This window comes from Cupriavidus ulmosensis (genome assembly GCF_977008105.1).
On the sequence record NZ_CDRMWP010000001.1, the window covers coordinates 3,210,451 to 3,232,134 of the forward strand.

18 protein-coding genes are annotated in these 21,684 nt (G+C 70.8%); 12 read left to right on the forward strand and 6 right to left on the reverse strand.

The annotated features are described in order from the left end of the window. Window positions 1-45: 45 nt before the first annotated feature. From ACWTPI_RS14795 to ACWTPI_RS14805, 3 genes are all read right to left on the reverse strand, one after another. Window positions 46-234: a 4-oxalocrotonate tautomerase gene (locus tag ACWTPI_RS14795; protein WP_020206523.1), complete on the reverse strand. Its 189-nt coding sequence runs from the start codon at window positions 232-234 to the stop codon at window positions 46-48. 60 nt (window positions 235-294) lie between these two features. Then, the gene (locus ACWTPI_RS14800; protein ID WP_059411381.1) at window positions 295-1,068 is read right to left on the reverse strand and encodes a class II aldolase/adducin family protein; all 774 of its coding nucleotides are present in this window, start codon (window positions 1,066-1,068) and stop codon (window positions 295-297) included. Window positions 1,069-1,184: 116 nt separating this feature from the next. After that, window positions 1,185-2,399 carry a YbfB/YjiJ family MFS transporter gene (locus ACWTPI_RS14805; RefSeq protein WP_454732015.1) on the reverse strand — a complete coding sequence of 405 codons (1,215 nt, stop codon included), beginning with the start codon at window positions 2,397-2,399 and terminating at the stop codon, window positions 1,185-1,187. Between the two features lie 254 nt (window positions 2,400-2,653). Here ACWTPI_RS14805 and ACWTPI_RS14810 point away from each other — a divergent pair, with 254 nt between their 5' ends. The 3 genes from ACWTPI_RS14810 (at window position 2,654) to ACWTPI_RS14820 (ending at window position 5,902) form a co-directional block, all read left to right on the forward strand. After that, window positions 2,654-3,517, forward strand: coding sequence for a LysR substrate-binding domain-containing protein (locus tag ACWTPI_RS14810; RefSeq protein ID WP_020206520.1), 864 nt, complete (start codon window positions 2,654-2,656; stop codon window positions 3,515-3,517). 133 nt (window positions 3,518-3,650) lie between these two features. Further along, complete coding sequence (locus ACWTPI_RS14815) at window positions 3,651-5,141, forward strand: NfeD family protein (protein ID WP_454740520.1); 1,491 nt, start codon at window positions 3,651-3,653, stop codon at window positions 5,139-5,141. A 2-nt stretch (window positions 5,142-5,143) separates the two neighbouring features. Continuing rightward, entirely contained in the window at window positions 5,144-5,902 is a 759-nt protein-coding gene (locus tag ACWTPI_RS14820) for a slipin family protein (protein WP_029044354.1), read from the forward strand. Between the two features lie 177 nt (window positions 5,903-6,079). On the opposite strand, the gene alaS is transcribed toward ACWTPI_RS14820, so the two are convergent. Continuing rightward, window positions 6,080-8,704, reverse strand: coding sequence for an alanine--tRNA ligase (gene alaS / locus ACWTPI_RS14825; RefSeq protein ID WP_454732016.1), 2,625 nt, complete (start codon window positions 8,702-8,704; stop codon window positions 6,080-6,082). A gap of 341 nt (window positions 8,705-9,045) precedes the next feature. Here alaS and ACWTPI_RS14830 point away from each other — a divergent pair, with 341 nt between their 5' ends. The 3 genes from ACWTPI_RS14830 to ACWTPI_RS14840 all read left to right on the forward strand — a co-directional run bounded on the left by ACWTPI_RS14830 (window position 9,046) and on the right by ACWTPI_RS14840 (window position 11,860). After that, the gene (locus ACWTPI_RS14830) at window positions 9,046-10,266 is read left to right on the forward strand and encodes a CaiB/BaiF CoA transferase family protein (protein WP_020206516.1); all 1,221 of its coding nucleotides are present in this window, start codon (window positions 9,046-9,048) and stop codon (window positions 10,264-10,266) included. A 90-nt stretch (window positions 10,267-10,356) separates the two neighbouring features. Then, a complete protein-coding gene (locus tag ACWTPI_RS14835; protein WP_020206515.1) occupies window positions 10,357-10,812 on the forward strand; it encodes a DUF2214 family protein in 456 nt (151 codons plus the stop codon). Between the two features lie 28 nt (window positions 10,813-10,840). After that, entirely contained in the window at window positions 10,841-11,860 is a 1,020-nt protein-coding gene (locus ACWTPI_RS14840) for a tripartite tricarboxylate transporter substrate binding protein (RefSeq protein ID WP_370552790.1), read from the forward strand. Between the two features lie 41 nt (window positions 11,861-11,901). Here the strand turns inward: ACWTPI_RS14840 and ACWTPI_RS14845 are convergent, their stop codons facing one another. Then, on the reverse strand, window positions 11,902-13,644 hold the full coding sequence (locus ACWTPI_RS14845) for a potassium/proton antiporter (protein WP_454732017.1): 1,743 nt from the start codon (window positions 13,642-13,644) through the stop codon (window positions 11,902-11,904). Window positions 13,645-13,981: 337 nt separating this feature from the next. Between ACWTPI_RS14845 and ACWTPI_RS14850 the strand changes: the two genes are divergently transcribed. Both ACWTPI_RS14850 and ACWTPI_RS14855 read left to right on the forward strand, forming a co-directional pair. Further along, window positions 13,982-14,443, forward strand: a complete 462-nt coding sequence (locus tag ACWTPI_RS14850) for a tripartite tricarboxylate transporter TctB family protein (protein ID WP_029044352.1) — start codon at window positions 13,982-13,984, stop codon at window positions 14,441-14,443. A 12-nt stretch (window positions 14,444-14,455) separates the two neighbouring features. After that, window positions 14,456-15,958 (forward strand): tripartite tricarboxylate transporter permease, encoded by a 1,503-nt coding sequence (locus tag ACWTPI_RS14855; protein WP_059411291.1) that lies wholly within the window; start codon window positions 14,456-14,458, stop codon window positions 15,956-15,958. A 69-nt stretch (window positions 15,959-16,027) separates the two neighbouring features. On the opposite strand, the gene ACWTPI_RS14860 is transcribed toward ACWTPI_RS14855, so the two are convergent. Next, a complete protein-coding gene (locus ACWTPI_RS14860) occupies window positions 16,028-16,930 on the reverse strand; it encodes a LysR family transcriptional regulator (protein WP_454732018.1) in 903 nt (300 codons plus the stop codon). Window positions 16,931-17,127: 197 nt separating this feature from the next. Between ACWTPI_RS14860 and ACWTPI_RS14865 the strand changes: the two genes are divergently transcribed. The 4 genes from ACWTPI_RS14865 (at window position 17,128) to ACWTPI_RS14880 (ending at window position 21,669) form a co-directional block, all read left to right on the forward strand. Then, on the forward strand, window positions 17,128-18,105 hold the full coding sequence (locus tag ACWTPI_RS14865) for a Bug family tripartite tricarboxylate transporter substrate binding protein (protein WP_454732019.1): 978 nt from the start codon (window positions 17,128-17,130) through the stop codon (window positions 18,103-18,105). 61 nt (window positions 18,106-18,166) lie between these two features. Then, entirely contained in the window at window positions 18,167-19,792 is a 1,626-nt protein-coding gene (gene ggt / locus ACWTPI_RS14870) for a gamma-glutamyltransferase (RefSeq protein WP_454732020.1), read from the forward strand. A gap of 276 nt (window positions 19,793-20,068) precedes the next feature. Next, a complete protein-coding gene (locus ACWTPI_RS14875; RefSeq protein ID WP_454732021.1) occupies window positions 20,069-20,929 on the forward strand; it encodes a PhzF family phenazine biosynthesis protein in 861 nt (286 codons plus the stop codon). Between the two features lie 122 nt (window positions 20,930-21,051). Further along, window positions 21,052-21,669, forward strand: coding sequence for a pyridoxamine 5'-phosphate oxidase family protein (locus ACWTPI_RS14880; RefSeq protein WP_454732022.1), 618 nt, complete (start codon window positions 21,052-21,054; stop codon window positions 21,667-21,669). Window positions 21,670-21,684: the final 15 nt, after the last annotated feature.

A 21,684-nucleotide genomic window follows, 5' to 3' on the forward strand; every position in this document is an offset into this window, starting at 1 on the left:
GCGTGCGGTATCAGCGCGGCGGGCGCCGCGGGGGCCGGCCGGCGCCTACTTCTTGTCGGCCCACAGTTCGCCGCCGGTGGCCCAGTTCTCGCGCTTGACCTCGGTGATGACGATGTCCACCGCCGAGGCCGAGCAGCCCAGCGTTTCGCAGGTGACGCGGGTGACTTCCTCGACCAGCTTGCGCTTTTGCTCGATCGAGCGGCCTTCGAAGAGTTCTACGTGGTAAGTCGGCATGGCGTGGGTTCCTGTGTTCCGGGGGTCTTGATGAGGCCGGGAGCGGCGCGCGGGGGCGCGTCAGTCGCGGTAAGAAGCATCGATTCTATCGAGTTTGCGCAGCAGCGACGGCCATTCCAGCTCGCCTTCCAGCGCGCCGCCGTCGTCGAGCTGCGCGGCGGCATGCGCGGCCACCGCGGGCGCCGGCTGCACGACCTCGCCGCCGGCCTGGGCGGCGATCTGGATCTCGCAGGCCTTGATCAGCGTGGCCATCAGCACGTAGGCCTCGGCCACGGTGCGGCCCACCGTCAGGGTGCCGTGGTTGCGCAGCAGCATGGCCGGCTGCCGGCCGAGCGAAGCGGTCAGGCGGGCGCCCTCGGCCGGCGAGAAGGCCAGTCCCTCGTAGTCGTGGTAGGCCAGCCGGCCGTGGAAGCGCATGGCGTGCTGCGACAGCGCCAGCAGGCCGCGCGCCTGGGCCGACACCGCCACGCCGGCGGTATTGTGCAGGTGCATCACGCACACCGCGTCGGGCCGCGCCGCGTGCACCGCGCCATGCAGCGCGAAGCCGGTGACGTTGACCGGGTGCGCGCTGGCGCCCACCACCTCGCCGCGGCCGTTGATCTTGACCAGGTCGCTGGCGCGGATCTCGTCGAAGGCGAAGCCGAACGGGTTGATCAGGAAGTGGTCCGGCTCGCCCGGCACGGCGGCGGAGATATGCGTGTAGATCAGGTCGTCCCAGCCCTGCAGCGCGCACAGGCGGTAGGCCGCCGCCAGGTCGGCGCGCAGGCGCGCCTCGAGCGGCGTGGCGGGCTGGGTGGCGCCCGCGGCGCGGGCGGGCTGCAAGGCGAATGACATGGGGATCGGCTCCTGCGCCACGCGCGCGGCGCGCCCGTGCGGGCGGCGGTGCGGCGCAGCGAAGGCGATACTGTAGCGCAAGCCCGTGGCGCCGTCAGGCGCGGCCCCGCGCGCGGCTAGCGCGCCGGCGCGCGCGCCATCCAGGCGAACATCGCGCCGCCCAGCAGCAGCGCCGCGGCGGCGCAGCACAGCGAGGCGGCAAAGCCGCCGGTGCGCGCCACCAGCGCGGTGGCCAGCGGCGGCCCGACGATCTGGCCCAGCCCGTAGCTGGCCGTCATCAGCCCCATCAGGCGCTGCGCCTGCCCGCCCCACAGCCGCCGGGCCTCGCGCATGGCGAACGCCACCAGCGCGTTGAACGGCAGCCCCGCCAGCAGGCTGCTCAGCGCGAAACCCGCCACCGTGGGCCACGCCACCGCGATCGCCACGCCCGCGGCCTGCATGGCGTAGGTGAAGGCCAGCAGCTTGCGGTTGTCGCGCTCGGCGCCCACGCGCGACGCGGCCAGGGCGCCGATCGTCACGCCGGCGCCGAAGATGGGCCAGAACAGGTCGGCCCAGACCGAGCCGGGCATGGCCTGGCGCGCGATCACCGGCAGGAAGGTGGCGGTGATGATGTAGCCGAAGCCGGCCAGGCCGTAGGCCAGCGTCAGCAGCCAGGCCGCGCGGTCGAGCCGCGGCATGGCGGCCGTGGCCGCCGCGGCCGCCGTGGCTGAACCGGTGGCGGCGCGCGGCGCGGGCCGGAACACCCGCCAGACCGCCGCGACCAGCGCCGCGCCCAGCACGCCGAAGGCCAGCCAGGCCCAGCCGGCCCGCCAGCCGGCGCCGACCATGCCGAACGCCGACACCCCGGTGAAGACGATGCCGATGCCCGGGCCGCAGAAGATCAGGCCGCCCAGCGGCGCGCGGCCCAGCTCGGCCAGCCGGTGCATGCACCACGCCGTGCCGTAGACCATCACCAGCGCGCTGGCCACGCCGGCGGCGGCGCGCCACAGGCCCCACGCCGCCATGCCGCCGGGCGCGGCCATGCCGAGCGTCAGCAGCACGGTGGCGGCCAGCCCCAGCCGGACCATGCGCGCCGGCTCCGGGCGCATGAACAGGCAGGCCGCGGCGCCGGCGAAATAACCGAGGTAGTTCAGCGTGGCCAGCCAGCCGCCCTCGCCCAGCGTGACGCTGCCGTCATGCAGCATCATCGGCAGCAGCGGCGTGAAGGCAAAGCGGCCGATGCCCATCGCCACGCCCAGCGCGGCCAGCCCGGCCAGCGCCACGGTCCAGGTGCCGGGCTGCGCGCGCGCGGGCGCCAGCGCGGCGTCGAGCGGGTGGTCGGCGCTGCCCATCAGCCGGCGCCTCGCGGGGAGCGGAAGACGAGGCGGAAAACGAGGCGAAAGCCGGGCGCGCGGGCGCCGCAGGTCGGGAATGTGGAATCCATCGCCGCATGCTACGCTGCCGGGACGCCGCTGAAAAATGAATAATCGAGAACGCAACGATCTTCCGGCGAGATGGAAGATGGCGTGGACCGGCGGCGCGGACCGGCGGCGCTGGCCGGCAAGGCACGCGGCACGCCGGCGGCAACCCTGGCAAAGGCATCGCAATGGACCTGGCATCCCTGGAAATCTTCCGCTCCGTGGTCGAGGAAGGCGGCGTCACGCGCGCCGCGGCGCGCCTGCACCGCGTGCAGTCCAACGTCACCACCCGCATCCGCCAGCTCGAGGACTCGCTCGGCGTGGCGCTGTTCCTGCGCGACGGCAAGCGCATGGTGCTGACGCCGGCCGGGCAGACCCTGTTCGACTACGCGCGGCGCGTGCTGGACCTGGCCGAGGAAGCGCGCCAGGCCGTGCTGCCCGCCAAGCCGCAGGGACGCCTGCGCATCGCCTCGATGGAAAGCACGGCGGCCAGCCGCCTGCCCGCGCTGCTGGCCGCCTACCACCAGACCTGGCCCGAGGTGCAGCTCGAGCTGGTGACGCTGCCCACGCGCCAGGCGCTGCAGGCGCTGGGCCGCTTCGAGGTGGACTGCGCCTTCGTGGCGGAGCCGCTCGACGATCCCGCGCTGGCGTCGCTGCCGGCCTTCCGCGAGGAACTGGTGCTGGTCGCGCGCGAGCACCACCCGCCCATCCGCGGCGCGGCCGACCTGGAAAGCCGCACCATGCTGGCCTTCGAGCCGGGCTGCCATTACCGCATGCGGCTGGAGACCTGGCTGGCCGCCGGCGACAGCCCGCCGCGCCGGGTGCTGGAGCTGGGCTCCTATCACGCCATCATCGCCTGCGCGGCGGCCGGCATCGGCGTGGCCATCGTGCCGCGCTCGGTACTTGCCCTGTACCGCGACCTGCCCCGCATCAGCCTGCATCCGATGGGCGCGGCGGGCAAGGCCGACACCCTGCTGGCCTGGCATCCGGCGATGGCGAACACGGCGCTGACGGCGCTGGCCGAGCGGGTCCGGCTGGCCGCGGCGGCCTGAACGCCACCCGCGGGCCGCCGGCCGGCGCGGACCAGCGCGGTGTTCCCGGCAGGATGTGGCCGTTCGCCTACACTGGAAGTGGCGCCGCGCTTGCACTCACTGTGCCGGCGCCCTTGCCATGATGCGTGCTCCGATGCTCTTGCGATGGCTTGCCGCCGCCAGCCGGCCCGGCCTGGCTGCCGTCTTTGCCACTGTCCTCGCCGCCATCGCCTTTGCTGCCCCGGCGGCTCCGTCGGCCGCGCCAGCCGCATCGGCCGCGCCGGTCGTGGTGATCCCGCTCAAGGGCGCGGTCGGCCCGGCCAGCGCCAGCTTCATCGTGCGCGGCATGGCGCATGCCCGCGACGGCGGCGCGCAACTGATCGTGCTGGAAATGGACACGCCCGGCGGGCTGGACCTGTCGATGCGCGAGATCATCCAGGCCATCCTGGCCTCGCCGGTGCCGGTGGCCGGCTACGTCTACCCGGGCGGCGCGCGCGCGGCCAGCGCCGGCACCTACATCCTCTACGCCAGCCACATCGCCGCGATGGCGCCGGGCACCAACCTGGGCGCGGCCAGCCCGGTGCAGATCGGCATTGGCGGCCCGGGCAGCCCGGGCGGCGCGCAGAAGCCGGAAGCCACGCCCGCCTCGGCGCCCGCCGGCGCCCCGCCGCAGGACACGATGGAGCGCAAGCAGATGCACGATGCCTCGGCCTACATCCGCGGCCTGGCGCAACTGCGCGGGCGCAATGCCGAATGGGGCGAGCGCGCGGTGCGCGAGGCGGTCAGCCTGTCGGCCAGCGAAGCCGTGGCCCAGCGCGTGGCCGACCTGCTCGCGCCGGACCTGCCGGCGCTGCTGCGCGCGCTCGACGGCCGGCGCGTGCAGGCCGCCGGCGTGGAGCGCGTGCTGCACACCGCGCAGGCGCCGGTGCAGATGCTGGAGCCGGATTGGCGCAGCCGCTTCCTGGCGGTCATCACCGAGCCGAGCGTGGCGCTGATCCTGATGATGATCGGCATCTACGGCCTGATCTTCGAGTTCTCCACGCCGGGCATGGTGCTGCCCGGCGTGGCCGGCGCGATCTGCCTGCTGCTGGCGCTGTTCGCGCTGCAGATGCTGCCGGTCAGCTACGCCGGGCTGGGCCTGATCGCGCTGGGCGTGGGCTGCATGGTGGCGGAGCTGTTCCTGCCCACCTTCGGCGCGCTCGGCGTGGGCGGCATCATCGCCTTCGTGTTCGGCGCGGTGATGCTGATCGACACCGACGTGCCCGGCTTCGGCATCCCGCTGTGGCTGATCGGCGCGCTGGCGCTGGCGAGCGCCGCCTTCCTGCTGGCCGTCTGGACGCTGCTGTGGCGCGCGCGGCGCCTGCCCACCGTCAGCGGCGGCGACGCCATGCTCGGCCTGCCCGGCGTGATGCTGGAGCTGCGCGACGGCGCGCGCCAGGACGGCTGGGCCGAGGTGCGCGGCGAGCGCTGGCGCGTGCACGGCGCGCTGCCGCTCGCGCCCGGCCAGCGCGTGCGCGTGGTCGGGCGCCACGGGCTGCTGCTGGAAGTGCGCGCGCTCGATGCCGCCGAGGATGCGGCCGAAGGTCCCGTCCAAGATGCGGCCAACGCGCCGGCCACCATCCACCCATCCACTCGAGGAGCATGATCATGGCATTCGGATTCAGCGCGGGCGGTCTGGTCTTCCTCATCGCCCTGCTCATCGTCTCGTCGATCCGCGTGCTGCGCGAATACGAGCGCGGCGTGGTGTTCATGCTCGGGCGCTTCTGGAAGGTGAAAGGCCCCGGGCTGGTGATCCTGATCCCGGCCGTGCAGCAGATGGTGCGCGTGGACCTGCGCACGGTGGTGATGGACGTGCCGCCGCAGGACGTGATCTCGCGCGACAACGTCTCGGTCAAGGTCAACGCGGTGGTGTACTTCCGCGTGATCGACCCCGAGCGCGCCATCATCCAGGTGGCCAACTTCCTCGAGGCCACCAGCCAGCTCGCGCAGACCACGCTGCGCTCGGTGCTGGGCAAGCACGAGCTCGACGAGATGCTGGCCGAGCGCGAGCAGCTCAACATCGACATCCAGAAAGCGCTCGACGCCCAGACCGACAGCTGGGGCATCAAGGTCTCGAACGTGGAGATCAAGCACGTCGACCTCAACGAGACCATGATCCGCGCCATCGCGCGCCAGGCCGAGGCCGAGCGCGAGCGGCGCGCCAAGGTGATCCACGCCGAGGGCGAGCTGCAGGCCTCGGTCAAGCTGCTCGAGGCCGCGCAGATGCTGGCGCGCGAGCCGCAGGCGATGCAGCTGCGCTACCTGCAGACGCTCACGCAGATCGCCGGCGACAAGAGCTCGACCATCGTGTTTCCGCTGCCGATCGACATCCTGACGCTGATGGGCAAACTCAGCCGGGAAACGTAGCAAGGGACATGAAAAAAGGCGCCGAAGCGCCTTTGGGGAACTGCCCGAAGCAATGAACGGAGCCGACGGTCTTTTCCGGCACGGCAGCATTCGCAAGCTCCCGCCCTCTCCCCCGGCCCCCCTCCCGCAAGCGGGAGAGGGGAGCGAACCGATCGGACGATCGGCGCCTTTGGAACCTCAGACCTTCGCCGCCACCCACTCGCCCACGCCGGCCAGGGCCTTGGGCAGGTTGGCCGGCTCGGTGCCGCCGGCCTGCGCCATGTCGGGACGGCCACCGCCCTTGCCGCCGACCTGCTGGGCGACGAAGTTGACCAGTTCGCCGGCCTTGACGCGGCCGGTCGCGTCCGCCGTCACGCCGGCGATCAGGCTGACCTTGCCGTCGGCCACGGCACCCAGCACGATGGCCGCGCTGCCGAGCTTGTCCTTGAGCTTGTCCATCGTCTCGCGCAGCGTCTTGACGTCGGCGCCGTCGAGCTGGGCGGCCAGCACCTTGATGCCCTTGACGTCGATGGCCTGCGCGGCCAGCTCGTCGCCCTGCGAGGCGGCCAGCTTGCTCTTGAGGCGCTCGAGTTCCTTCTCCAGCGCGCGCACCTGCTCCTGCACCTGGCCGATGCGCGGCACCAGCTCGGACGGCTGGGCCTTGAGCGCGGCGGCGGCTTCGTTGAGCTTGGCGTCGAGCGCCTGCAGGTAGTGCAGCGCGTTGTCGCCGGTGATGGCTTCGACGCGGCGGATGCCGGCGGCCACGCCGCCTTCCATCACGATCTTGAACAGGCCGATGTCGCCGGTGCGCGCCACGTGGGTGCCGCCGCACAGTTCCTTCGAGCTGCCGATCGACAACACGCGCACGTCGTCGGCGTACTTCTCGCCGAACAGCGCCATCGCGCCGCTCTTGACGGCATCGTCGAACGGCATGACCTCGGCGCCGGTGGCGGCGTTCTGCAGGATCTCGGCGTTGACGATCTCCTCGACGCGGCGGATCTGCTCGTCGCTCATCGGCGCGTTGTGCGAGAAGTCGAAGCGGGTCTTGTCGGCATCCACCAGCGAGCCCTTCTGCTGCACGTGGGTGCCCAGCACCTCGCGCAGCGCCTTGTGCATCAGGTGGGTGGCCGAGTGGTTGCGCATGGTGCGCGCGCGGCGCGCCGCGTCGACCTGCGCGCTCACGCTGTCGCCGACCTTGAGCGCGCCGCCGGCCAGCGTGCCCTGGTGGCCGAACACGTCGGCCTGCACCTTGGTGGTGTCGGCCACGCTGAACACGGCCGCGCCGGCGCGCAGTTCGCCCTGGTCGCCGGCCTGGCCGCCGGACTCGGCGTAGAACGGGGTGTTGTCGAGCACCACCACGCCGGTCTGGCCGGGCTGCATGGTGTCGACGGCGGCGCCGTCCACGTACAGCGCGGTGATCTTCGCGCCGTCCACGCCCAGCTTCTCGTAGCCGTGGAAGGTGGTCCTGTCGCCGTGGTATTCGAGGCCGGCGGCCATCTTGAACTTGCCGGCGGCGCGGGCCTGCTCGCGCTGGCGGTTCATGGCCGCGTCGAAGGCGGCTTCGTCCACCGTCAGTTCCTGCTCGCGGCACACGTCCTGCGTCAGGTCGAGCGGGAAGCCGAAGGTGTCGTGCAGCTTGAACGCGAGTTCGCCGTCGAGCACGGTACCGCCCTTGGCCTTCACGTCGGCCAGCGCGGCGTCGAGGATGGCCATGCCGTTCTCGATGGTCTCGAAGAAGCGCTCTTCCTCGGCCTTGAGCACCTCGGTCACGCGCGACTCGGCCTCGGCCAGCTCGGGGTAGGCCTGGCCCATCTGCGCCACCAGGTCCGGCACCAGCTTGTGGAAGAACGGGGTCTTGCGGCCCAGCTTGTAGCCGTGGCGGATGGCGCGGCGCACGATGCGGCGCAGCACGTAGCCGCGGCCTTCGTTGCCGGGGATCACGCCGTCGACGATCAGGAACGAGCAGGCGCGGATGTGGTCGGCGATGACCTTGAGCGAGTTGTTGTTCAGGTCGCTGGTGCCGGTCTCGCGCGCGGCGGCCTTGATGAGCGCCTGGAACAGGTCGATCTCATAGTTGCTGTGCACGTGCTGCAGCACCGCGGCGATGCGCTCCAGGCCCATGCCGGTGTCGACGCAGGGCTTGGGCAGGCGCGGCATGTTGCCCTGCTCGTCGCGGTTGAACTGCATGAACACCAGGTTCCAGATCTCGATGTAGCGGTCGCCGTCTTCCTCGGGCGATCCCGGCGGGCCGCCCCACACTTCCGGGCCGTGGTCGTAGAAGATTTCCGAGCACGGGCCGCACGGGCCGGTATCGGCCATCTGCCAGAAGTTGTCCGAGGCGTAGCGCGCGCCCTTGTTGTCGCCGATGCGCACGATGCGCTCGGCCGGCACGCCCACTTCCCTGGACCAGATGTCGTAGGCTTCGTCGTCTTCCGCGTACACCGTGACCCACAGCTTCTCGGCCGGCAGGTGGTAGACCTTGGTCAGCAGCTCCCACGCGTACTGGATGGCTTCGCGCTTGAAATAGTCGCCGAACGAGAAGTTGCCGAGCATCTCGAAGAACGTGTGGTGGCGCGCGGTGTAGCCCACGTTCTCCAGGTCGTTGTGCTTGCCGCCGGCGCGCACCGAGCGCTGCGACGACGTGGCGCGCGTGTACGGGCGCTTGTCGGTGCCGAGGAACACGTCCTTGAACTGCACCATGCCGGAGTTGGTGAACAGCAGCGTCGGATCGTTCCCCGGCACCAGGCTGGACGAGCGGACCACGGTATGGCCCTTCGATTCGAAGTACTGCAGGAACTTGCTGCGGATGTCGGAGACTTTCATGTTCTGGGCAGGGCGTCCCGCGGCGTGGCAGGTCGCTGTCGGTCAGTGTGGATTTGCAAACCATTGATTATACGGGGAAGCCTGCCCCCGCGGCGCGGCGCCGGGGCTTTCGCGGAGCGGGCGGCCCCGGGTGCGGCGCGGCGCGCCGCGATGTGCCTCCGGCGGCGTGCCGGTGGTAAAGTGCTGGCTGTCCCGGCCGGCCGCCCCGGGGCCGGCTGCCCGCCGCTCCCGGTTGCCCCGAGATTGCCCTCGAACGCCGCCCCCCGCTGCCCGCGGGAACCCGGCGGCGGGGGCCGCCCGGCCTTCTCCTGCCCACCCCTTCCGGAACCGCATCCAACCCAATGGGAGCCTTAAGCCACCTCCGCGTCCTCGACCTGACCCGCGTTCTCGCCGGGCCGTGGTGCGCCCAGAACCTTGCCGACTTCGGCGCCGACGTGATCAAGATCGAGCGCCCCGGCGCCGGCGACGACACCCGCACCTGGGGCCCGCCCTGGCTGCAGGACGCCGACGGCCGCGACACCGCCGAAGCCGCCTACTACCTGGCCGCCAACCGCAACAAGCGCTCCGTGACCTGCGACATCAGCACGCCGGAAGGCCAGGACGTGGTGCGCGCGCTGGCCGCGCAGAGCGACGTGGTGCTGGAGAACTACAAGGTCGGCCAGCTCAGGAAGTACGGCCTGGACTACGCGTCGCTCAAGGCGGTCAAGCCCGACCTGATCTACTGCTCCGTGACCGGCTTCGGCCAGACCGGCCCCTACGCGGCGCGCCCCGGCTACGACTTCATCATCCAGGGCATGGGCGGCTTCATGAGCCTGACCGGCGAGCGCGACGACCTGCCCGGCGGCGGCCCGCAGAAGGCCGGCGTGGCCATCTCCGACCTGATGACCGGCCAGTACGCCACCATCGCCGTGCTGGCGGCGCTGGCGCACCGCGAGCGCACCGGAGAGGGCCAGTACATCGACATGGCCCTGCTCGACGTGCAGGTCGCCATGCTGGCCAACATGAACACCAACTACCTGGCCAGCGGCGTGGCGCCCAGGCGCTGGGGCAATGCCCACCCGAACATCGTCCCCTACCAGACCTTCCAGGCCGCCGACGGCTGGATCATCGTGGCGGTGGGCAACGACGGCCAGTTCCGCAAGTTCGTCACCGCGGGCGGGCGGCCCGAACTGGCCGACGACGCGCGCTTCGCCACCAACCCGCAGCGCGTGGCCCAGCGCGACGTGCTGGTGCCGATCCTGGCCGAGATGGTCAGGCCGCGCACGCGCGCGCAGTGGATCCTGGACCTGGAAGCCGCCGGCGTGCCGTGCGGCCCGATCAACACCCTGGACGACGTGTTCGAGGATGCCCAGGTCAAGGCGCGCGGCCTGCGCGTGGACCTGCCGCACCCGAGCGCCGGCGAGGTCAAGCTGGTCGGCAGCCCGATCAAGATGAGCGCCACCCCGCCCGAGGCCGTGCGCCACCCGCCGCTGCTGGGCGAGCACACCGACGCCGTGCTGGCGGACATGCTCGGCTACGGCGCGGAGCAGATCGCCGCGCTGCGCGCGAAGGGCGTGCTGTGATGCGGCGGGCCGCGGCAAGCAAGCACGCGCAAGAGACCTGACCCGCGCGCGCCGCCGGCCGGCGCCTGCCCACCCACGAGAGGAGTTTGGATGCTGACCGACGCCCTGCTGGCCTTCCTGCACTTCACCTTCATCTTCCTGCTGATCGCGCTGATGACCGCCGAGGCAGTGGTGCTGCGCCCCGGCATCACGCCGGCCACGCTGCGGCGGCTGTCGATCTACGACCTGGTCTATTTCCTGTCCGCCGTGGCGGTGCTGGCCAGCGGCCTGCTGCGCCTGTTCTTCGGCGCCAAGGGCGTGCAGTTCTACCTGCACAACCCGTGGTTCCACGCCAAGATGACGGTGTTCGTGGTGATCGCGCTGTGCTCGCTGCCGCCCACCTTCGCCATCCGCCGCTGGCGCCTGCAGGCCGGCGCGCAGCCGGACTTTGTGCCCGACGCGGCGGACCTGAAGACAGCGCGCCGCTGGGTCATGATCGAGGCGCACCTGCTGATCCTGCTGCCGCTGTGCGCGGTCATGATGGCGCGCGGCATCGGCATGCGGTAAGCCACTTTCCTCCGTACCACGCCAACCCATGCGCTTTTCCCTGTTCAAGCAACGATGCGCCGCGGCGCTGCTGGCCGCCGGCGCCCTCGCCATCCCGGGCGCGATGCCGGCCGCGGCCGCGCCGGCCTATCCCGCCAAGCCGCTCAAGTTCGTCGTGCCCTACCCGGCGGGCGGTCCGCTCGACACCGTGGCGCGCGCCATCGGCGACAAGCTCAAGGACAGCCTGGGCCAGCCCGTGGTGGTGGAGAACCGTCCCGGCGCCGGCGGCAACCTCGGCGCCGACTACGTCGCCCGGCAGCCGGCCGACGGCTACACCATCGTGATGGGCGCGGTGGCCACGCATGCCATCAACCCGACGCTGTTCGCCAGGATGCCGTACGACCCGGTCAAGGACTTCAGCCCCGTCACGCTGGTGGCCGACGTGCCCAACGTGCTGGTGATGCACCCCGGCAAGGCCGCCGCCCTGCACATCACCAGCCTGCGCGAGCTGGTCGAATACGCGCGCAGGAATCCGGGCAAGCTGGACTACGCCTCGGGCGGCAACGGCAGCGCGGGCCACCTGTCGGGCGAGCTGTTCAAGAGCATGGCCCGCGTCAGCATGGTCCATATCCCGTACAACGGCGCCGCGCCGGCGCAGTTGTCGGTGCTGTCCGGCCAGACCGACATGATCTTCGACAACCTCGCCTCGGCCGCGGCCAACATCAAGGCCGGCAAGCTCAAGGCCTTCGCCGTGACCACCGCGGCGCGCGCGGCCGCCTTCCCGGAGCTGCCGACCATTGCCGAGGCCGGCAAGGGCCTGGGGCTGGAAGGCTTCGACATCTCCACGTGGTTCGGCGTGTTCGCGCCGGCCAATACGCCGCGCGAGATCGTCGAGCGGCTCAACCACGACATCGTGGCCATCCTCAAGACCGACGACATGAAGGCCCGCCTGGCGCGCATCGGCGCGCAGCCGGCGCCGGGCACGCCGGAGCAGTTCGGCGCGCTGGTGCAGCGCGAGCTCAGGAAGTACGCGCAGATCGTCAAGGCGTCCGGCGCCAAGGTGGACTAAGCGTGGACTGAAGGTGGATTGAACGCGCCCGGGCGGCGCGCTCAGTCCTGCTGCGCCACCGCGCCGCGCGCCGCGCGCGGCAGCAGCAGCCCGACCTGGATGATGCGCGGGCCGTCCATGCGCGTCACGGTCAGCGCCAGGCCGCCGATCTCCACCGTATCCCCCTCCACCGGCGGCGACGTGAACGTCGCCTGCATGGCGGCCTCCAGCGTCATGGCCGCCTGCGCGGCGCTCAGGTCGCGCGTGCCGTACAGTCCCGCCACGTCGCGCAGCATGGCCTCGCCGCTCAGCAGGAAATCGTGGCTGGCCTTGCCCCAGGCCGGCGCCGGGGCCGGCTTGTGGAACAGCAGCGCCAGCGTCGGCACGCTGGTGCCCGGCGCCAGGATGGAAACCGCGTCGCCGGCGCGCAGCACGGTCTGCTCCGGCGCCGCCAGCGCCCGTTCGCGCACCACCGTGAGCAGGCGGCAGCGCGGCGGCAGTTCGAGCTGGTCGGCGCGCAGGTGCTCGGCCGGCGAGCCGGCCTGCACCGCGAACTGCATCACTTCGAGCGCCGGCGCATGCGTGCCGTGCAGGCGCGCGCGCGCCAGCGGCTCGGGGTAGGCCGGCCGCAGCACGCGGGCCAGGCGCGCCGCGAACTTCACCGTGGTGCCCTGGAGCAGCAGGCTGGCCAGCACCACCGCGAAGGCCACCCGGAACAGCAGGCCCGATTCGGGCAGACCCTGCAGCAGCGGGAACAGCGCCAGCACGATCGGCACCGCGCCGCGCAGGCCCATCCACGCCACGAAGCCCTTCTCGCGCGCGCTGAAGCGGAACGGCAGCAGCGCCAGCCAGACCGCGGCCGGGCGCGCCACCAGCATCAGGAACACCGCCACCGCCGCGGCCGGCCCGGCCACTTCCCAGATCCGGTGCGGCGCCACCAGCAGGCCCAGCAGCAGGAACATCGCCGACTGCGACAGCCACGCCATGCCGTCCATCGCGCGCATGGTGTCGGCGCTGACCGCGCGGTCGCGGTTGCCGACCAGGATGCCGGTCAGGTAGACCGCCAGGAAGCCGCTGCCGCCGGCGCTCTGCACGATGGCGAACACCATCGCCCCGCCCGAGCACAGCAGGATGGCCTGCAGGCCCTCGGCCACGCGGATGCGCTCCATCACGTTGGCCAGGCAGTAGCCCAGCCCCGCGCCCAGCAGGCCGCCCACGCCGAACTGCACCACCAGCCGCCACGCCAGCGCGCCCGCGCTCAGGCCGGCCGGCGCGCCGATCCATTCGATCAGCGTGAGGGTCAGGAAGATCGCCATCGGGTCGTTGATGCCCGACTCGATCTCCAGCACGCTGGCCACGCGCTCCTTGAGGCGGATGCCGCTGGTATTGAGCAGCGAGAACACCGCGGCGGCGTCGGTGGAGCCGACGATGGCGCCCAGCAGCAGGCCCAGCTTCCAGTCGATCTCCAGCATCCAGGCCGCGAACAGCCCCACCGTGCCGGTGGTCACCAGCACGCCCACGGTGGCCAGCGACAGCGACGGCCGGAGCGCCACGCGGAACGTGGCCAGCCGCGTGCGCAGGCCGCCGTCGAGCAGGATCACCGCCAGCGCCAGGTTGCCGACCAGGAAACTCAGCCAAGTATTGGAAAAGCGGATGCCGCCCGGGCCGTCGACGCCGGCCAGCATGCCCACCGACAGGAAGACCAGCAGGAACGGCACGCCGAGGCGCGCCGAGAAGGCGCCCACCACAATGCCCAGGGACATCACGACGGCGCCGATCAGGATGACATGGTCGATGCTTTCCAAAGCGGCTTTCCTTTTTAGTGCGGTGCCGCATTGCCCACGCGCCACGGACGGGCGCGCCACGGCAGGGGCAGCGGACGATGATAGCGCAGCGCCCCGATGGGCCTACCGCGCGGCCCCGCGCAAGGCCCGACGCGAGGCCCGCCGGCGCCCCTTCATATGTCTCCTAGGGAGATACCCGCAGATTGACCATTTCACAAGACATCCGAAAGGTAACTGAAAGGTATTCCCCTTACTTTCCTCCCTGCCTGTGGCAGCCCGGCTTTCGCCCATCGTTTTTGTGCGACGCAGCATGCGCCAGCCGCCCGGATTTCAAGCAGATATATCGAGGAGAATCATTTTGCGCATACGTAGCCAAAAGGACTTTGCCTCCGGCCTGATGTTCATCCTGGTCGGATTCGGCTTTTCCTGGGTCGCACGCGGCTATTCCATGGGGACCGCGGCAAAGATGGGACCGGGATACTTCCCGTTCTGGCTCGGCGTCGTGCTCGCCCTGCTGGGCGCGCTGGTGCTGTGGAGCTCGCTGTCTTCCAAGACGGAAGAGGACCAGCTGGCCCGCTGGGACATCAAGACGCTGCTGTGGATCCTGGGTTCGGTGGTGCTGTTCGGCCTGCTGCTCAAGCCGCTCGGCATGGTGCTGTCGGTACTCGTGCTGGTGCTGGTGTCCTCGATGGCCAGCCATGAATTCAGCTGGAAGGGCGCGGTGCTCAACGCCATCGTGCTGGTGCTGATCAGCGTGGGCGCCTTCGTCTACGGCATCAATCTTCAGATGCCGGTGTGGCCGGCATTCTTGGCAGGTTAAGGAGACGGCCATATGGAACTAATCGCCAACCTGGGCCTGGGCTTCTCGACCGCCCTGACCCTGCAAAACCTCGCCTACGCCTTCCTCGGCTGCGTGCTGGGCACCCTGATCGGCGTGCTGCCGGGCCTGGGGCCGCTGGCCACCATCGCCATGCTGCTGCCGGTGACCTACACGCTGCCCCCGGTGGCCGCGCTCATCATGCTCGCCGGCATCTACTACGGCGCGCAGTACGGCGGCTCCACCACCGCCATCCTGGTCAACCTGCCCGGTGAATCGTCGTCGGTGGTGACCACCATCGACGGCTACCAGATGGCGCGGCGAGGGCGAGCGGGGGTGGCGCTGGCCACCGCCGGCCTGGGCTCGTTCTTCGCCGGCTGCGTGGCCACCCTGATCCTGGCGGCGTTCGCCGCCCCGCTGTCGGAACTGGCCTTCAAGTTCGGTCCCGCCGAGTACTTCTCGCTGATGGTGCTGGGCCTGATCGGCGCCGTGGTGCTGGCTTCGGGCTCGCTGGTCAAGGCCATCGCCATGATCGTGCTGGGCCTGCTGCTCGGCCTGGTCGGCACCGACGTCAACTCGGGCGCGGCGCGCTTCTCGTTCGACGTGCCCGAACTCACCGACGGCCTGAACTTCGTCTCGGTGGCGATGGGCGTGTTCGGCTTCGCGGAGATCATCGCCAACCTCGAGCAGAAGGAAAACCGCGAGACCTTCACCGACCACATCACCAACCTGTTCCCGACCAAGGCCGACTTCAAGCGCATGATCCCGGCGGTGCTGCGCGGCACCGCGCTGGGCTCGGCGCTGGGCATCCTGCCCGGCGGCGGCGCGGCGCTGGCCTCGTTCGCGGCCTACTCGCTCGAGAAGAAGACCTCCAAGTTCTCGCACGAGTTCGGCAAGGGCGCCATCGAAGGCGTGGCCGGTCCCGAGTCGGCCAACAACGCCGCCGCGCAGACCTCCTTCATCCCGCTGCTGACGCTGGGCATCCCGCCCAACGCCGTGATGGCGCTGATGGTGGGCGCCATGACCATCCACAACATCCAGCCGGGCCCGCAGGTCATGACCAGCAACCCCGCGCTGTTCTGGGGCCTGATCGCCTCGATGTGGATCGGCAACTTCATGCTCATCATCCTGAACCTGCCGATGATCGGCATCTGGGTGAAGCTGCTCAAGGTGCCCTACCGCTACCTGTTCCCGGCCATCCTGACGTTCTGCTGCATCGGCGTGTACTCGGTCCAGAACACCACCTTCGACGTGTTCCAGACCGCGGCCTTCGGCGTGATCGGCTACCTGTTCATCAAGCTCAAGTGCGAGCCGGCGCCGCTGCTGCTGGGCTTCGTGCTGGGGCCGATGATGGAAGAGAACTTCCGCCGCTCCCTGCTGCTGTCGCGCGGCGACTTCACCGTGTTCGTCACGCGCCCGCTGTCGCTGGGCCTGCTGATCGCCGCCGCCGTGCTGGTGCTCATCGTGGCGCTGCCGTCGATCAAGAACAAGCGCGAGGAAGCGTTCCAGGAAGAATAAGCCGGCAACGGCGCGGCGGACCGCCGCAACCGCAAGACCTTCGAGAGGGTGCCGCGAGGCACCCTTTTTTCATGGCCGTGACCCAGCCTCGCCGCCGAACGACGCCATGCACGCCTCGCGCACCACCGCCGTGACATGCCGGCGCGCGTGGTCGCGCCGCTCCAGCATGCCGACGGTGCGCAGCACCGGCGCGCCGCCGGCTTCCAGCGGCAGGATGCGCAGGGCTTCGTCGTCGCGCCAGCGCGCGCGCCGCAGCAGCGGCACCACGGTCACGCCGACTTCCTGGCGCACCAGCTCGACCAGCGCCTCGATCGAATTCAGCTCGAGGAATTCGTTGACGCGCAGATGGGCGCGGCGCAGCGCGCGCTCGACCAGCATGCCGGTGCGCTGGCCGCGGTCGAAGCGCAGGAAGGGGTTGGCCGCGAGCGCTTCGCGCGCGCTGGCGCCGGGCATGCCGAGGCCGGCGATGGCCACCAGCGGCTCGCGGTAGAGCGGCGTCCACACCAGCGTGCCGGGCAGGCGGCCGGCGCCTTCCACCAGCATGGCGGCGTCGAGCTCGCCGGCTTCCACCTGCGCGGCCAGGTCGATCGACTTGGCGCCCACCAGGCGCACGTCCAGCGCGGGGTAGGCGCGCTTCATGCGCGCCACCACGTGCGACAGGCCGCCCATCACGGAGACCACGGCGCCCACCGCCACCGCGCCGGCCATCGCGTCGGGCGCCTCGGGCGGCAGCCGCATCTCGCCGTAGAGCGCCAGCATGCGGCGCGCCTGCGGCAGCAGCTCGCGCCCGCCGGCGTTGAGCACCACCACCCGGCCGCCGCGGTCGAACAGCTCGCGCCGCAGCTCCATCTCCAGCGCGCGCATCTGCAGGCTGACGGCGGCCTGCGTGAGCGCGACCTGCTCGGCGGCGGCGGCGAAGGAGCCGTGCTCGGCCACGGCGACGAAGGTACGCAGGAAACGGATGGTGCTCATGGAACGGGACCTCGGCAGGAGGCTTTCCCGCCACGCTGATACTTAAGAAAATCTTGAGACATAAGAAAGAAATATTAGCTTTCATTACGATGGGACGCACGGAATAATGAAGCGACACATCACCGCAACATCGGCGGTGTAGCGCGCGCGGCCCCGCCGCGAGCCGCATCGCCTGCCTTCCCGATCCGGAGATCATCATGAAACACTGGCTGCGCCTGCTGGGCACGAGCCTGGCCACGAGCCTGGCGCTGGGCGCCGTCCCGGCCTTCGCCGACACGTTCCCGAACAAGCCGATCCGCCTGATCGTGCCGTTCCCGGCCAGCGGCGCCACCGACCTGCTGGCGCGCGCGATCGCGCAGAAGGTGGGCAGCAACATCGGCCAGCAGATCGTGGTGGACAACCGTCCCGGCGCGGGCGGCGCGATCGGCTCCGACATGGCGGCCAAGGCGCCGGCGGACGGCTACACGCTGCTGATCGCCACCACCAGCACGCACTCGATCGGGCCGTACATCAACACCCACCTGCCCTACAACACCGAGACCGACTTCACGCCGATCGGCGAGGTGGCTATCGCCACCAACGTGCTGGTGGTGCCGAACGCCCTGCCGGTGAAGAACGTCAAGGAACTGATCGACTACGCCAAGAAGCATCCCGGCGAGCTGAACTACGCTTCGAGCGGCAACGGCACCGTGGTGCACCTGACCGCCGAGGCCTTCAAGGCGCAGGCCGGCGTGTTCATCACCCACATTCCGTACCGCGGCACCGCGCTGGCGGTGCCGGACCTGATCTCCAACAAGGTGCAGGTGCTGTTCGACAGCATCGTCTCGGGCCTGCCGCACGTGAAGGACGGCAAGCTCAAGGCGCTGGCCGTGACCAGCCTGAAGCGCTCGCCGCTGGCGCCGGAGATCCCCACCGCCAGCGAATCCGGCCTGCCCGGCTTCGAGTCCGACACGTGGTTCGGCATCTATGGCCCGAAGGGCATGCCGGCCGACCTCGTGAACCGCCTCAATGCCGAGTTCAACAAGGCCATCCAGGCGCAGGACGTCAAGGACCGCCTGGCCAAGCTGGGCGCCGAGCCGGTCGGCGGCACGCCGGCGCAGTTCGCCGCGATGGTCAGGAGGGACAGCGCGCGCTGGGGTAAGCTCATCAAGGACCGCAAGATCACCGTCGAATAAGAAAGACGCACAAGAAGCGGCGGCGCGCCCCTGCGCGCCACGCGAGCAACCGAGACAAGCCATGCAGAATTTCAACTGGACCAACCCCTATCCCTCCGTGCGCATCCCGCTGTTCGCGCGCAACGTGGTGTCCACCTCGCACCCGCTGGCGGCGCAGGCCGGCCTGCGCATGCTGCTCAAGGGCGGCAACGCGGTGGACGCGGCCATCGCCGCGGCGGCGGCCATCACCATCGTCGAGCCGGTCTCGTGCGGGCTGGGCAGCGACGCCTTCGCCATCCTGTGGGACGGCAAGGAGCTGCACGGCCTGAACGCCTCCGGCGTGGCGCCGGCGGCGTGGAACCCCGACTACTTCAAGAACAAGTACGGCGTGGACGCCAACGGCATCGCCAAGCGCCCGGTGCGCGGCTGGGACGCCGTCACCGTGCCGGGCGTGATCGCCGGCTGGGCCGCGCTGCACGAGCGCTTCGGCAAGCTGCCGTTCGCCGACCTGATGGAGCCCGCCATCGAGATCGCCGAGCGCGGCTACGCCGTGCCGCCGGTGGTGGCGCACAAGTGGGCCGCCGCGGTGCCCGAGCTGAAAGACCAGCCCGGCTACGCCGAGGCCTTCATGCCCAACGGCCGCGCGCCCGCCGTGGGCGAGAAGTTCACGCTCAAGGCCGCCGCCGACACGCTGCGCAAGATCGGCGCCACCAAGGGCCGCGCCTACTACGAAGGCGAGATCGCCGAGCGCATCGCCGCCTTCAGCAAGGAGTGCGGCGGCGCCATGACCGCCACCGACCTGCGCGACTACAAGCCCGACTGGGTCAAGCCGATCAGCAAGTCCTACCGCGGCTACGAGATGCACGAGATCCCGCCCAACGGCCAGGGCATCGCCGCGCTGATGGCGCTGGGCATCCTCGACCAGTTCGACCTGGCCGCGCTGCCGGTGGATTCGGTCGAGTCGCAGCACCTGCAGATCGAGGCGATGAAGCTGGCCTTCGCCGACCTCTACCGCTACGTGGCCGACCCGCGCAGCATGGAAGTCACGCCCGAGCAGATGCTCGACGACGCCTACCTCAAGTCGCGCGCGAAGCTGATCGACATGCAGCGCGCCACGCATTTCGACTTCGGCATGCCCAAGGTGGGCGGCACCATCTACCTGAGCGCCGCCGACGAGAACGGCATGATGATCTCGTTCATCCAGTCGAACTACATGGGCTTCGGCTCCGGCGTGGTGGTGCCCGGCACCGGCATCAGCCTGCAGAACCGCGGCGTGGGCTTCTCGATGGACCCGAAGTCCGCCAACGTGGTGGCCGGCGGCAAGCGCCCGTTCCACACCATCATCCCGGCCTTCCTGACCAGGGGCGGCCAGCCGGTCATGAGCTTCGGCGTGATGGGCGGCGACATGCAGCCGCAGGGCCACCTGCAGACCGTGGTGCGCATGGTGGACTACAACCAGCAGCCGCAGGCCGCCTGCTGCGCGCCGCGCTGGAAGGTCAACCGCGATTTCACGCTCGACGTGGAAGCCAGCATGGACCCGGCCGTGGTCGCCGGCCTCAAGGCGCGCGGCCATCAGCTCAAGTCGGTCGACGACCCGTACATGGACTTCGGCTCCGGCCAGTTCATCTGGCGCCTGTCGGACGACGCCGACCACGGCTACGTGGCCGCCAGCGACAGCCGGCGCGACGGGCAGGCTGTGGGGTTCTGAGGTTGCGCGGGTAGTGTTGGAGCGTCCTGCAACAGCACACTTGCCGCCTGTTTGCTCCCCTCTCCCACGTCGTGGGAGAGGGGAGCAAACTTTTGGCAACCGGCGATACGTCGGCGACCCGGCTCCCGTCAACGGGACGCTTTCCTGCGCGCCAGCGCGGAAGTGTCCGCAACTGGCCTGCCCGGCTTCGGCACGACTGTGCATGGCGCGCGCGCGCCGGCGCCGTAGACTGTGACGTCCGCCACCCACGGCCCGGCGCCCTCCTCCGGAAAATACATGACCACCTACGCCTACCGCCTGCTCAACGTGTTCGCCGAATCGACCTTCGGCGGCAACCCGCTGTGCGTGTTCGAAGACGCGCGCGGCCTCGACGACGCCACCATGCAGGCGCTCGCGCTGCAGTTCAACCTGTCCGAGACCACCTTCATCCTGCCCTCGGCGCAGGCCGCCGCCCAGGTGCGCATCTTCACGCCCGGCTACGAGATGCGCTTCGCCGGCCATCCCACGCTCGGCACCGCGCACGTGGTGCGCGAGCTGGCCGGCGCCGGCGATGCGTTCTCGCTCGAATTCAAGGCCGGGGTGGTGCCGGTCACGGCGCAGGGCGACGTCTGGACCTTCACCGCGCCGCACGCCGGCGCGCCGCGCACCGCGCCGGCCGGGCTGCCGGACGCGCAGATGGCCGGCCTGCTCGGCCTGGGCGAGGCGGACCTGCTGGCGCCGCCGATGTGGGTCGATACCGGCGCCGACCAGTTGCTGGTGCCGCTGCGCAGCGTGGACGCCGTGCACCGCACCCAGCCCGACAGCAGCCGGCTCGAGGCATGGCCGCAGAGCAGCCTGGGCCGCAAGACCGCCTATGTGTTCGCCTTCGACCCCGCCCAGCCCGGGCGCGTGGTGTCGCGCTACTTCTTCACCAAGCAGGGCGGCGGCGTGGCGGAAGACCCGGGCACCGGCTCGGCCTGCGCCAACCTGGGCGGCTGGCTCATCGCCAGCGGCCGCGCGCTGCCGGCCAGCTACCGCATCGACCAGGGCGAGGCCGTGGGCCGGCCGTGCGCGCTGCACCTCGAGGTCACGGCCGCGCAGGCCATCCGCGTGGGCGGGCGCGTGATCGAGCTGGGCCGCGGCACGGTGACGCTCTAGCATGTGACGCCGCGGCATCCGGCGCGGCCGCCGCGCGCCGGCCAGGCCTGGACCGCGCCGGATTGCGGTACAGTCAGGTTTCCTCGCAAAAAAACCCGCGCGCGCCGCCCGGCGCCCGAGCCATGAATCCCTACGCCATCACCACGCTGGCCGAGCTGGAGGCCCGCTACGGCGACGCCGGCGAAGCCTCGCTCGCCAAGGAAGTCGACTACCTGCATCCGCACTACCGCGCCTTCGTCGAGGCCGCGCCGCTGTGCCTGCTGTCCACCGTGGGCGGTAAATACGCCGAGTGCTCGCCGCGCGGCGACGCGCCGGGCTTCGTGCAGGTGCTCGACGAGCGCACCCTGCTGCTGCCGGACCGCCGCGGCAACAACCGCATCGACAGCCTGCGCAACATCGTGGCCGATCCGCGCGTGGGCCTGCTGTTCGTGATCCCCGGCGTCAACGAGACCATCCGCGTGGCGGGCACCGCCACCATCTCGGTGGACCCGGCGCTGATCGCGCGCTGCGTGGTCGACGGCAAGGCGCCGGCCACGGTGCTGGTGATCGCCATCGAATCGGTGTTCTTCCAGTGCGCCCGCGCGCTGGTGCGCTCGAAGCTGTGGGCGCCCGAGACGCAGGTGGCACGCGACCGCCTGCCGAGCAACGGCACCATCCTCGCCACGCTGACGCGCGACGCCATCGACGGCACCGCCTACGACGCGGCCCAGCCCGCCCGCATGCGGCAAACCCTGTATTGACGACTCACACTCCGG

Excerpts from the sequence above, each read along its gene's own strand:
- ACWTPI_RS14795 (WP_020206523.1), bottom strand. The coding sequence starts at position 234 with ATGCCGACTTACCACGTAGAACTCTTCGAAGGCCGCTCGATCGAGCAA.
- ACWTPI_RS14800 (WP_059411381.1), bottom strand. The coding sequence starts at position 1,068 with ATGTCATTCGCCTTGCAGCCCGCCCGCGCCGCGGGCGCCACCCAGCCC.
- ACWTPI_RS14805 (WP_454732015.1), bottom strand. The coding sequence starts at position 2,399 with ATGGGCAGCGCCGACCACCCGCTCGACGCCGCGCTGGCGCCCGCGCGC.
- ACWTPI_RS14810 (WP_020206520.1), top strand. The coding sequence starts at position 2,654 with ATGGACCTGGCATCCCTGGAAATCTTCCGCTCCGTGGTCGAGGAAGGC.
- ACWTPI_RS14815 (WP_454740520.1), top strand. The coding sequence starts at position 3,651 with ATGCTCTTGCGATGGCTTGCCGCCGCCAGCCGGCCCGGCCTGGCTGCC.
- ACWTPI_RS14820 (WP_029044354.1), top strand. The coding sequence starts at position 5,144 with ATGGCATTCGGATTCAGCGCGGGCGGTCTGGTCTTCCTCATCGCCCTG.
- alaS (WP_454732016.1), bottom strand. The coding sequence starts at position 8,704 with ATGAAAGTCTCCGACATCCGCAGCAAGTTCCTGCAGTACTTCGAATCG.
- ACWTPI_RS14830 (WP_020206516.1), top strand. The coding sequence starts at position 9,046 with ATGGGAGCCTTAAGCCACCTCCGCGTCCTCGACCTGACCCGCGTTCTC.
- ACWTPI_RS14835 (WP_020206515.1), top strand. The coding sequence starts at position 10,357 with ATGCTGACCGACGCCCTGCTGGCCTTCCTGCACTTCACCTTCATCTTC.
- ACWTPI_RS14840 (WP_370552790.1), top strand. The coding sequence starts at position 10,841 with ATGCGCTTTTCCCTGTTCAAGCAACGATGCGCCGCGGCGCTGCTGGCC.
- ACWTPI_RS14855 (WP_059411291.1), top strand. The coding sequence starts at position 14,456 with ATGGAACTAATCGCCAACCTGGGCCTGGGCTTCTCGACCGCCCTGACC.
- ACWTPI_RS14860 (WP_454732018.1), bottom strand. The coding sequence starts at position 16,930 with ATGAGCACCATCCGTTTCCTGCGTACCTTCGTCGCCGTGGCCGAGCAC.
- ACWTPI_RS14865 (WP_454732019.1), top strand. The coding sequence starts at position 17,128 with ATGAAACACTGGCTGCGCCTGCTGGGCACGAGCCTGGCCACGAGCCTG.
- ggt (WP_454732020.1), top strand. The coding sequence starts at position 18,167 with ATGCAGAATTTCAACTGGACCAACCCCTATCCCTCCGTGCGCATCCCG.
- ACWTPI_RS14875 (WP_454732021.1), top strand. The coding sequence starts at position 20,069 with ATGACCACCTACGCCTACCGCCTGCTCAACGTGTTCGCCGAATCGACC.
- ACWTPI_RS14880 (WP_454732022.1), top strand. The coding sequence starts at position 21,052 with ATGAATCCCTACGCCATCACCACGCTGGCCGAGCTGGAGGCCCGCTAC.